At 71.9% G+C, this 9,632-nt stretch carries 13 protein-coding genes; 7 read left to right on the top strand and 6 right to left on the bottom strand.

All coding sequences use genetic code 11. From position 1 onward, the window contains the following. Positions 1–95: 95 nt before the first annotated feature. From AB0I10_RS32800 to AB0I10_RS32780, 5 genes are all read right to left on the bottom strand, one after another. Positions 96–590 carry a DUF1772 domain-containing protein gene (locus AB0I10_RS32800; RefSeq protein WP_363156317.1) on the bottom strand — a complete coding sequence of 165 codons (495 nt, stop codon included), beginning with the start codon at positions 588–590 and terminating at the stop codon, positions 96–98. A 147-nt stretch (positions 591–737) separates the two neighbouring features. Further along, positions 738–1,577 carry an alpha/beta fold hydrolase gene (locus tag AB0I10_RS32795; protein ID WP_363156316.1) on the bottom strand — a complete coding sequence of 280 codons (840 nt, stop codon included), beginning with the start codon at positions 1,575–1,577 and terminating at the stop codon, positions 738–740. Then, positions 1,574–2,005 (bottom strand): helix-turn-helix domain-containing protein, encoded by a 432-nt coding sequence (locus AB0I10_RS32790; RefSeq protein ID WP_363156315.1) that lies wholly within the window; start codon positions 2,003–2,005, stop codon positions 1,574–1,576. Before AB0I10_RS32790 ends, AB0I10_RS32795 begins: the two co-directional genes overlap by 4 nt. Positions 2,006–2,141: 136 nt before the next feature. Next, entirely contained in the window at positions 2,142–2,306 is a 165-nt protein-coding gene (locus tag AB0I10_RS32785) for a hypothetical protein (protein ID WP_363156314.1), read from the bottom strand. A 231-nt stretch (positions 2,307–2,537) separates the two neighbouring features. Next, positions 2,538–2,933: a VOC family protein gene (locus AB0I10_RS32780; RefSeq protein WP_363156313.1), complete on the bottom strand. Its 396-nt coding sequence runs from the start codon at positions 2,931–2,933 to the stop codon at positions 2,538–2,540. A 372-nt stretch (positions 2,934–3,305) separates the two neighbouring features. Between AB0I10_RS32780 and AB0I10_RS32775 the strand changes: the two genes are divergently transcribed. Together AB0I10_RS32775 and AB0I10_RS32770 are read left to right on the top strand one after the other, a co-directional pair. After that, a complete protein-coding gene (locus AB0I10_RS32775) occupies positions 3,306–3,491 on the top strand; it encodes a hypothetical protein (RefSeq protein ID WP_363156312.1) in 186 nt (61 codons plus the stop codon). Further along, entirely contained in the window at positions 3,488–3,871 is a 384-nt protein-coding gene (locus AB0I10_RS32770) for a metalloregulator ArsR/SmtB family transcription factor (RefSeq protein WP_363156311.1), read from the top strand. The genes AB0I10_RS32775 and AB0I10_RS32770 overlap by 4 nt, the downstream gene beginning before the upstream one ends. A 328-nt stretch (positions 3,872–4,199) precedes the next feature. Here AB0I10_RS32770 and AB0I10_RS32765 read toward each other — a convergent pair whose 3' ends face one another. Continuing rightward, complete coding sequence (locus AB0I10_RS32765; RefSeq protein ID WP_363156310.1) at positions 4,200–4,994, bottom strand: CDP-alcohol phosphatidyltransferase family protein; 795 nt, start codon at positions 4,992–4,994, stop codon at positions 4,200–4,202. 128 nt (positions 4,995–5,122) lie between these two features. On the opposite strand from AB0I10_RS32765, the gene AB0I10_RS32760 reads away from it, so the two are divergent. The 5 genes from AB0I10_RS32760 (at position 5,123) to AB0I10_RS32740 (ending at position 9,595) form a co-directional block, all read left to right on the top strand. Then, positions 5,123–6,109, top strand: coding sequence for a zinc-binding alcohol dehydrogenase (locus AB0I10_RS32760; RefSeq protein ID WP_363156309.1), 987 nt, complete (start codon positions 5,123–5,125; stop codon positions 6,107–6,109). A 96-nt stretch (positions 6,110–6,205) separates the two neighbouring features. Next, positions 6,206–6,604: a 6-carboxytetrahydropterin synthase gene (locus AB0I10_RS32755; protein WP_363156308.1), complete on the top strand. Its 399-nt coding sequence runs from the start codon at positions 6,206–6,208 to the stop codon at positions 6,602–6,604. Continuing rightward, complete coding sequence (locus AB0I10_RS32750) at positions 6,577–7,710, top strand: glycosyltransferase family 4 protein (RefSeq protein WP_363156307.1); 1,134 nt, start codon at positions 6,577–6,579, stop codon at positions 7,708–7,710. Before AB0I10_RS32755 ends, AB0I10_RS32750 begins: the two co-directional genes overlap by 28 nt. A gap of 8 nt (positions 7,711–7,718) precedes the next feature. Then, on the top strand, positions 7,719–8,591 hold the full coding sequence (locus AB0I10_RS32745; RefSeq protein ID WP_363156318.1) for an SAM-dependent methyltransferase: 873 nt from the start codon (positions 7,719–7,721) through the stop codon (positions 8,589–8,591). Continuing rightward, on the top strand, positions 8,591–9,595 hold the full coding sequence (locus AB0I10_RS32740; protein ID WP_363156306.1) for a lysylphosphatidylglycerol synthase transmembrane domain-containing protein: 1,005 nt from the start codon (positions 8,591–8,593) through the stop codon (positions 9,593–9,595). The genes AB0I10_RS32745 and AB0I10_RS32740 overlap by 1 nt, the downstream gene beginning before the upstream one ends. The last annotated feature ends 37 nt before the right edge of the window (positions 9,596–9,632 follow it).

Below are 9,632 nucleotides of genomic sequence, written 5' to 3'. Positions count from 1 at the left end.
AACGAACACCCCAGACCCTTCGTCTGGACGAAGACCGCCGACGAGATCCTCGACAAAGTCGCCGCCTACTGTCGGAGAATCTCCGACTCAGGTCACTAGGTGGCCGTGGCCGTGGCCGTGGCCACCGTCACCAGGACGAACGCAGCCGTCGAGAGCCCCGTGCGGACCCGGTGCAGCTGGTTCCAGCGGGGCTCGAAGGCGGCCCGCGCCTCGGCGTCAGCGGTGTCGGCGTCAGCGGTGTCGTCCGACTCGGCCTTCGCCAGGGCCGAGTTGAGCGGGATGTTCCCCGCGAGCGTCACCAGATGGCTCAGGACCGCGGCCGCCAGGCCGGCCGCGAGGAGCCAGGTGGCCCCTGAGGAGCGCCCGTCCCGCCCCGTCGCGAGCGCGGCGGCCGTCAGGGCGGGCGCGGCCAGGAACAGCAGGCCGAACGCCGGCCCCGGCACGACCTCGTTGATCCGCCGCATCGCCGCGGTGAACTGCCGGTCCGGCAGCCGTTTCAGCGCGGGCATGATCGCGATCAGAAACGTCACCAGGAAGCCCGCGTACAGACCGGTGGCGATGGAGGCGAGGACGAGCAGCGTGGTGGGCATGACCCACATCCTTGCGGCACGGGGCCGCCTCCGCAGCCCCATTACCTGCCCAGGGCATGTCCGGCGGATCTGGCCGGATGAAGGGAGCGGCTGCTGCCAGGGCGTATCCGGTGTGTGGGCCCACCGCAGACGCGTTGTGACGACGGGTCAGCCGCGGAGGAAGGCCAGGACGGAATCGGCCTGGCCGAGGATCGCGTGCCCGACCTCGGGCAGGAGGTTCACGGTCGCGTGCGGGACGCACTGACGCACCCGCCGGGTGGTGCCCTCGGAGTCGAACATGGCATCGCGGCCGCCGACCGTCACCAGCACGGGCATGGTCAGACGGTGCAGCGCATCGTCGGAGAAGAGGGGCAGCCGCTCCGTGCGCGGCTTGAAGTGGGTGAAGGTCAGCGCCACTTGGTCGAGGATGGGCCGGGCCTGCGGAGTGTCCAGGCCCGTAATGGCTCCTACCGACCGGCGTACACCACGGCGTCCGAAGGGGTGCAGGAGCAGGGCCGTGACCAGCCAGCCCATCTTCTGCCTGCCCAGGCCGCCGGGGCACAGCAGGGCCAGGCGTGTCACCCGCTCCGGCCGGCGGGTGGCATAGTCGAGCGCCAGCCAGCCGCCGAGGGACATCCCCACGATCGAGGCGCTCGTGATCCCAAGACCTTCCAGCACATCGTCCAGCCACAGGGCATGGGCGTCGGAGGCCAGGGGCGGGCGGGACGGCGCACTCAAGCCCGGCTCGCCGATGAGGTCGAGGGCGTAGGTGCGGAAATGCCGCGACCAGGAGGTGATGTCGTCCCGCCACGCCGCCGTGTTCGCCCCCGAGCCGTGCAGCAGCAGTAGGGGCGGCGCGTCGATGGGGCCGGAGACGAGAACGAAGGTCTCGCCCTCACGGGTGGGCACCCGCACATGCTCGGCGGGGACCGGCCAGGTGCGCAGCACCTCCTGGTAACGCCGCTGGATCTCGCTCGCGCCGGCCTCGGACTTGTAGATCGTGCTCATGACGCGAGCACCCCCTCCATGTAGTCGAACAGCCGGGCGGTGTCGCCCAGGCCGCCCAGGACGATGACCTTCATCCGGGACCTCTCCTTGTCGTAGGCCGTCTCGATCCGCAGTGGTGCGTCACCAGGGCGACGGGTGGCGGCCGAGCTCATCAGGAGGGTGGTCAGACGGCTGGCCGTCTCGGCGCCGATCGCGTCGATCTCCACGATGCTCGACACCTCGGTGTGCCGCTGCCGCCCGGCCGTGTCGCTCGGGGGCGCGGCCACCGGACGGCCGGTGAACGCTTCCAGATCCTCGTGCGCGATCCGGTACTGCTTGCCGATGCGGACCGCGGTGAGTCGCCCGTCCCGCACGTAGTTGCGGATGGTGCGTACATGCAGGCCCAGGAGTTCGGCGACTTGTTCCACGGAGTAGAAGCGATCCTTCATGAAAGGACTCTAACACTCCCTATCAGGATTCCTGATAGGGAAGTTTGAGGAAAGTGGGGAGTCCTGGTGGCGGCTGTCGACGCGATGGCGTGGCAGGCGCCGAAGTCTCGGCGTGGGTGAAGGCGGAACGCGATGGCTAGCGGGTGCCGTCCCCGTCGATCAGCCGGCGCAGTCGTGTGATCTCGGCGAGCAGACGGGGCACATCCTCACGGGCGTGCGCGATGAACTCGGCGTTCTCGTCCCAGCGTTCATCGGCGACATCGATATACCGCGGATGCTGGATGAGCGTCGCGGCGACCATCTGGCCATGCGAAACTCCGGCCAGCGCTCGCCCTGCCCCGTATCGGGCATGGTGCTGATGGCGACCAGGTTCATCGCCCGGTCGTCGTCGAGGAAACGCGGGTGCCATGGGCCCGGCGTCGCGGCATGTGCCCGTTCCGCGATCCGCGCCAACTCGCCCTCCGGGAGTGGCTCGGGGAGCGGCTCCGAGGGCTGCCCGGGGAATGGCTCAGGATTCGGCGTCATACGTGATTCATACGTGCTGCCCACTGGCCGTGTCCGCCCGCTCGGCCGCGCTGCGCTCGACGCAGAACTCATTGCCTTCGAGGTCGGCGAGCGTTGCCCACCCGGTGCCGTCGGCCCGGCGGTGGTCGGCCACCAGGGTCGCGCCGAGCGCGAGCAGCCGCTCGACCTCCTCGTCCCGGCTCCGGTCCTGCGGCTGGAGATCCAGGTGCACCCGGTTCTTCACGGACTTGGCGTCGGGCACCGTCACAAACAGCAGCATGCTGCCCGCGGCGGTCACCGAGGCCTCCGGATCGCCCGGCAGATCGTCCGCGGCCAGCGAACCGTCCAGCGCCTCCGCCCAGAAACCCGCCAGGCGGTAGGCGTCGGTGCAGTCGACTGTGATGTGACGTATCAGTGAGGTCATCCGGATTCCTCCGTGGATACCCCCGCCGTCAAGCGGGGGACGAGACGGGCTCCGCCGGAGCAGGGGCGGAGAAGGTGATCCGCCGCCGGGGCGCATCGCCGTTCACCGCCAACCACCCGCAGAACGTTCAGAAGTTGACACCATAGTCTGCAACCTGCCGCTCGCCGCCGGCCGCTCGTCTCGGACGCGGCCGGGTTCGGCGACGGAGCAGAAAGCCCCACGGCGCGAGCCATGGGAACCCTCTTCTTTGAGGAGGGGGCGAAGTCAACCGCCACACCCCTTCGGGCTGTCCGCCCCCGTCGTCTACAGTTGCAGAAATCCGCAATTCAACAGTGACGCGATGGCCGGTCGGCCGGGACGCGGAGGGCATGCGTGGGCGGTTTCGCCGAGTCGGTACGGGAGCGGGCAAGCGCGGCACGGGATGCCGTCGGGGCAGCGCAGGCGGCGGACGACTTGTCCGGCTCGTCCTCGGCCACGGCCGGCACTCTCGGCATCGATGCGGACGCCGTGCCGCGCGCCGAGTCCCGAACCGAGCCGGAGAGCGGGGCGCCGGCGTGAACGGTGGGTCCACGCGGGATTCATGGGTTCCGCTCTATCAGGCGAAGGCCGGATTCTTCCGGATGCTGGGGCACCCGGTCCGTATCCGGGTGCTGGAGCTGCTGCAGGACGGGCCGCTTCCGGTACGCAGTCTGCTCGCCGAGATCGAGGTGGAGCCGTCCGCGCTGTCCCAGCAGCTGGCGGTGCTGCGCCGCTCGGGCATCGTGACCGCGACCCGCAGCGGCTCCACCGTGGTCTACGAGCTGGCCGGCGGTGATGTCGCGGAACTGATGAGTGCCGCCCGCCGGATCCTCACCCAGGTCCTCACCGGGCAGCATGAGCTCCTCGCCGAGTTGCGCAAGACCGAGGCGGGCGGCGTGACGGCAGTCGGATCCGGGTGATCGCGGATGGCCGGCGCAGCGCGACGTAAAGGGCCGCCGCCCTGGCGGGCGGTTCGCTCACGCACCTGCATACCGAGCTCCACCGGGCCGGGCTCCGCACGGCCCTGCCTCGGGCGCCACCACGGTCGAGGGCCGGGGCGTTCCGTACTGCGTACCTGCCCGGACATCGTCGTCCGCCGTCGGACGTCGCCGCGCTGCGGTCTCCGCAGGGCCCGTACGACCGCGGTCCGTCCCGGTACGCAGCTGGCGAGGGTGCCCAGCACCGTGCTGCTGATCCACCGGACGGTGCGGCGCAGTCTGTTGCGACGGGTGTTGCTCTACATCGTCGTCACCCAGCTTCTGGTCGTGTTTCTGGTGTTGGTCGTCTATTTGGGGCGGCACGCGGGGACGTAGCGGGGAAGGTGGTTTCGTGCCCCGTGGCCTGCCGCAGCCAGGCGATATCGCGGCCGAACGACCACATGAGCAGGGTCAGCGCCATGGCCACCGTGGCGATTGCCGTTGTTCGCGGCAGGACCCCGGTAGCGGCGATGACCAGCACGATTCCCTGCAACGCCGCGACGGCCTTGCGGGCCGTGCTGGGCGGCAGCGGCGCGCGCAGCCACGGCAGCATCCAGGACGCGGCCACGAAGGTGTAGCGCATGGCGCCGATGGCCAGTACCCATGGGCCCAGTGGCACTGCTACGTAGACACAGAGCACCAGGATGAGGAAGGCGTCGACTTCCATGTCGAAGCGTGCGCCCAGAGGAGTCACCGTCCCGGTGCGGCGTGCGACCTGTCCGTCGACGGCGTCCAGGACGAGAGCCACGGTTGCCAGGCCGATCAGTACCGCGACCGGTGCCCGTCCGCCGAAGGAGTCCGCGACCAGTGCGGTCACCCCGCCGACGAGTGTCGCGCGGGCCAGCGTGACGCGGTTGGCCGGTCCGAAGGACGGGGTCCACGAGGTGCGCAGGGCGTGGGTGAGCGCGGCCCAGGTGGTCGCGGCGAACGCTGCCCCGGTGAGCCATCCCGCGGGCCCGAGCCCGACCGCTCGGCAGAGGACCGCCAGCAGCATCATCTGGGCGACCGTGCCCGCTGCGGTGTCCGGTCCGAACGGTCGTGCCGCATAACGTTGTTGTACGGCCATCGCGCCTTCCGGGAGTTGTGGCGGAGTCGTTGAGCGCCCGCGTATGGTGACGGCGTCTTCGTGATCTCCGGTGTTCACGTGATCTCCAGCATTCATGAGCCCTCGCCGCAGCGTCCAGGAGGTTCCCTATGCCGCGCGTCGCTTGTGCCTTTTGGCTAAGCGCTCCAGGGCAGGGCGAGATCCGTCCGGCGACAGTGCCGAAGCCCGGAGTCGACGAGGTGCTGGTGCGCACGCTGTACTCCGGAGTGAGCCGTGGGACGGAGACTCTGGTGTTCCGTGGTGGTGTTCCTGTGAGCCAGCACACGGTGATGCGGGCGCCGTTCCAGGACGGTGAGTTCCCGGCGCCCGTCAAGTACGGGTATCTCAACGTGGGTGTCGTCGAGGAGGGTCCGCCGTCGCTGCTCGGCCGAACGGTCTTCTGCCTCTATCCGCACCAGACGCATTACGTCGTCCCCGCGAGCGCCGTCACCCCGGTACCGGACACCGTGCCCGCCTCCCGGGCCGTGCTGGCCGGCACGGTGGAGACCGCGGTGAACGCCCTGTGGGACGCCGCACCGCTGCTCGGTGACCGGATCGCGGTGGTCGGCGCGGGGATGGTCGGGTGCAGTGTCGCCGCCATCCTCGCCCGGTACCCCGCGGTACGGGTGCAGCTGGTCGACGCGGACCCGGCGCGGGCCGCTGTCGCCGCGGCGCTCGGTGTCGATTTCGCGTTGCCCGAGGATGCCTTGGGCGCATGTGACCTGGTCGTGCATGCCAGCGCTTCCGAGGACGGCCTCGCGCGCTCGCTCGAACTGCTCGCCCCGGAGGGGACGGTGATCGAGCTGAGCTGGTACGGCGACCGACGGGTCAGCCTGCCGCTGGGGGAGGCCTTCCACTCCCGCCGGCTGGTCGTACGCAGTAGCCAGGTGGGCGCCGTCTCCACGGCGTGCCGCGCCCGCCGCACCTTCGCCGACCGGCTCGGGCTCGCCCTCGACCTGCTCGCCGACCCCGCCTTCGACGCGCTGATCACCGGCGAATCCGCCTTCGAGGACCTGCCGCGGGTGCTGCCCCGGCTCGCCGCCGGCGATCTCCCGGCGCTCTGTCACCGCATCCGGTACGAGCCGGCAGACGACTGACCGACAGTGCCGACCGGCAACGCGGGTCTCGGCCCCGTCTGGCCTGAGGCAGCGCACCACTCACCACAACCACCCATCGCACACTGGAGGAGCCCGTTGTTCAGCATCACCGTCCGCGATCACCTGATGGTCGCGCACAGTTTCCGTGGCGCGGTCTTCGGCCCGGCGCAGCGTCTGCACGGTGCGACCTATGTCGTGGACGCCACGTTCCGCCGCGCCGAACTCGATGCCGACAACATCGTCGTCGACATCGGGCTGGCCACCCAGGAACTCGGCGGTGTGGTCGGCGAACTGAATTACCGCAATCTCGACGACGAACCCGCCTTCGCCGGTATCAACACCTCAACGGAGGCCCTGGCCAAGGTGATTGCCGACCGGCTCGCCGACCGCGTACACGCCGGCAACCTCGGTGAGGGCGCGCGCGAGCTGGCCGGAATTTCGGTCACCCTGCACGAATCACATATCGCGTGGGCGAGCTACGAGCGCACGCTGTGACCCGGCCCGGCGCCACCGCGTCGGCGGAGCGCGTGGTGCACTTCGTCCTGCCCGGTGACGTCGACGATCCGTCCGTGCCCAGCGGCGGCAACACCTACGACCGCCGGGTGTGCCGCGACCTCCCGGCGGCGGGCTGGCAGGTGCGTCGGCACGCTGCGCACGGTAGCTGGCCGCAGCCGGACGAGACCGCGCGTGCTGAACTGGCCCTGCTTCTCGGCGCGTTGCCGGAGGGTGCCGTCGTCCTCCTCGACGGTCTGGTGGCCTGTGCCGTGCCTGAGGTCATCGCCTCCGTGGCCGGACGGCTGCGCGTGGCCGTGCTGGTGCATCTTCCGCTGGGCGACGAAACCGGGCTCGCCCCTGGGCCGGCAGCGGAGCTGGACGCCAGGGAGCGCCGTACTCTGCACGCCGTGCGGGCGGTGGTGGCCACCAGCGAGTGGGCCGCCCGCCGGCTCGTCGCCCACCACGGGCTGGCCGCCGCCCTTGTCCATGTCGCCCGGCCGGGGGCCGACGCCGCACCCCTCGCCTCCGGTACGGATGGCGTGAGCGGGCTGCTGTGCGTCGCCGCGGTCACCCCGCGCAAAGGGCAGCACCGCCTGGTGGAGGCCCTTGCGACCGTCGCCGACCTGCCCTGGAGCTGTCTGTGCGTCGGCGGGCTGCGCCGGGATCCCGTATACGTCGGCCAACTGCGGCGGAACATCATGCAGTTGGGACTCGGTGAACGGATCAACCTCGCCGGGCCCCGTGCCGGCGCGGAGCTGGACGACTGCTACGCCGCCGCCGACCTCATGGTGCTCACCTCGTACGCCGAGACCTACGGCATGGTCGTCACCGAGGCGCTGGCGCGTGGGATTCCGGTACTCGCCACGGCCGTGGACGGCGTCCCGGAAGCCGTCGGGTACGCCCCCGACGGCAGCATCCCCGGGCTCCTCGTACCGCCCGACGACCCGGCGGCACTGTCCGGCGCGCTGCGCGGCTGGCTCGGCGATCCGGAACTGCGCCGCAGGCTGAAGGAATCGGCGCGCGGGCGGCGTGCCATGCTGGAGGGGTGGGAGACGACGTCGCAGAGTCTGGCCCGGGTGCTGGAACGAGTTCGGCACCAACCTTGAAGCACGACGTGAGCGCGGCCGACGAGAGCCGATTCGCCCCGGAATGGCTGGAGTTGCGGGAGCGTGCCGATGCCGCCGCCCGTGCGCCGGAGCTGCTCCGGCCGCTGCGCGAGTGGCTGTCCGAGCAGGCCCCGGCCCGGGCCGCGGCAGGCCCCCGCGGGCTGCTGATCCGCGATCTCGGCTGCGGCACCGGCTCGATGGGACGCTGGCTGGCCGTCCGGATGCCCGGTCCGCAGCACTGGATCCTGCACGACCACGACCCCGAGCTGCTCGCCCGCGCCGGGGGCCGGTTGCCCGCGACGGCCGGGGACGGCAGCCCCATTACGGCCACGACCGAGCACGGCGATCTCGCCCGCCTCACCGCCGAAGGCCTCGCAGGCACCGCGCTGGTCACCGCCTCCGCGCTGCTGGACCTGCTGACGCTCGATGAGGTGGAGGCGCTCGCCGCGGCCTGCGCCGACGCCGGCTGCCCGGCCCTGCTGGCGCTCTCCGTCGCCGGGCGCGTCGAGCTCACCCCGTCCGATCCGCTCGACGGCGAGATCGGCGCCGCCTTCAACGACCATCAGCGCCGTGCGGACCGGGGCCGACGGCTGCTCGGTCCGGACGCGATCGCGGCGGCCACCGAGGCGTTCGAGCGGCGCGGGGCGACGGTCCTGGTGCAGTCCAGCCCATGGCGGCTCGGCTGCCCGGAGGCCGCGCTGACCGCCGCATGGCTGCGTGGCTGGGTCGGCGCGGCCTGTGCCCAGCGGCCGGACCTCGCGCCCCGCGCGCTCCCGTACCTGCGACGGCGGCTGGAGGCGTGCGCGGTGGAGGAGTTGAGCGTCACGGTGCATCACACCGACCTGCTGGCGCTGCCCCGGCCGGCGTCCGGGAGCGGGTGATGAAGCGGTCCGTCTGGGCGTGGCTCAGGATGCTCGCGGGAGTGGGCATCCTCGTGATGCTGCTCTGGCACCTGGGAACCGGCGCCTTCCTGGACGGGCTGCGCAGGATCGACGCCGGGACGCTGCTGGCCGCGCTCGCCATCGGCCTGCTGACCACCGTGTGCAGCGCCTGGCGGTGGTGCCTGGTGGCCCGCGGCCTCGGACTGCGGCTGCCGCTCGGCCGGGCCGTCGCGGACTACTACCGCGCCCTGTTCCTGAACGCCGCGCTGCCCGGCGGTGTCCTGGGGGACGTACACCGCGCCGTACGCCACGGCCGGAACGCGGGCGACCTCGGCCGGGGCGTGAGCGCGGTGGTCCTGGAACGCGCCGCGGGCCAGATCGTCCTCCTCGTCGCCGGAGCGGCGGTGCTGCTCGCCCGGCCGTCCCCGGCCCTGGCACGGATCGGACGCCTCATCACCGCGCCCGGCGTGACGGTACTCGCGGCCGTGGGGTGCGCGCTGGTGCTCGCGGCGGCCGGCTGGCTGTACTGGAGCCGAGGCGCCTCGCGCACCGGCCGCGCCGTCCGCGCCGCGCTGACCGGAGCGCGCCGTGGCCTGCTCGCCCGCGGCGTCTGGCCGGGCGTCGCGCTCTCGTCCGCGGTGGTCCTCGCGGGGTACCTCGGGATGTTCCTGCTCGCCGCGCGCGTCGCCGGATCGACCGCGCCGGCCGCCGAGTTGGTGCCGCTGATGGTGCTGGCGCTGCTCGCGATGGCGCTGCCGCTGAACATCGGCGGCTGGGGCCCACGGGAAGGCGTCGCCGCCTGGTCCTTCGGTGCCGCCGGGCTAGGCGCCGCGCAGGGACTCACCACCGCCGTGGTCTACGGGGTGCTCGCCCTCGCGGCGAGCGTGCCGGGCGCCGGGGTCCTGGTCGCCCGGTGGATCGCCGGCCTGCGCGCGGAGCGCCCGCAGATCGAGCTCGAAGAGCGTGTCCTCGCCGAGCACGGTGCGCCGCAGCGGCGGCCGTAGCGCGTCCCGCATCACCGGCGTACCGGGAAACCGCAGG

This window comes from Streptomyces sp. NPDC050636 (assembly GCF_040654775.1).
GTDB lineage: Bacteria > Actinomycetota > Actinomycetes > Streptomycetales > Streptomycetaceae > Streptomyces.
This window is presented reverse-complemented; position numbering and strand designations above follow the sequence as displayed.

Coding starts and splice junctions, on each gene's coding strand:
- AB0I10_RS32785 (WP_363156314.1), bottom strand. CDS start 2,306: ATGGTCGCCGCGACGCTCATCCAGCATCCGCGGTATATCGATGTCGCC.
- AB0I10_RS32790 (WP_363156315.1), bottom strand. CDS start 2,005: ATGAAGGATCGCTTCTACTCCGTGGAACAAGTCGCCGAACTCCTGGGC.
- AB0I10_RS32760 (WP_363156309.1), top strand. CDS start 5,123: ATGCCGCGCGTCGCTTGTGCCTTTTGGCTAAGCGCTCCAGGGCAGGGC.
- AB0I10_RS32795 (WP_363156316.1), bottom strand. CDS start 1,577: ATGAGCACGATCTACAAGTCCGAGGCCGGCGCGAGCGAGATCCAGCGG.
- AB0I10_RS32800 (WP_363156317.1), bottom strand. CDS start 590: ATGCCCACCACGCTGCTCGTCCTCGCCTCCATCGCCACCGGTCTGTAC.
- AB0I10_RS32765 (WP_363156310.1), bottom strand. CDS start 4,994: ATGGCCGTACAACAACGTTATGCGGCACGACCGTTCGGACCGGACACC.
- AB0I10_RS32740 (WP_363156306.1), top strand. CDS start 8,591: ATGAAGCGGTCCGTCTGGGCGTGGCTCAGGATGCTCGCGGGAGTGGGC.
- AB0I10_RS32780 (WP_363156313.1), bottom strand. CDS start 2,933: ATGACCTCACTGATACGTCACATCACAGTCGACTGCACCGACGCCTAC.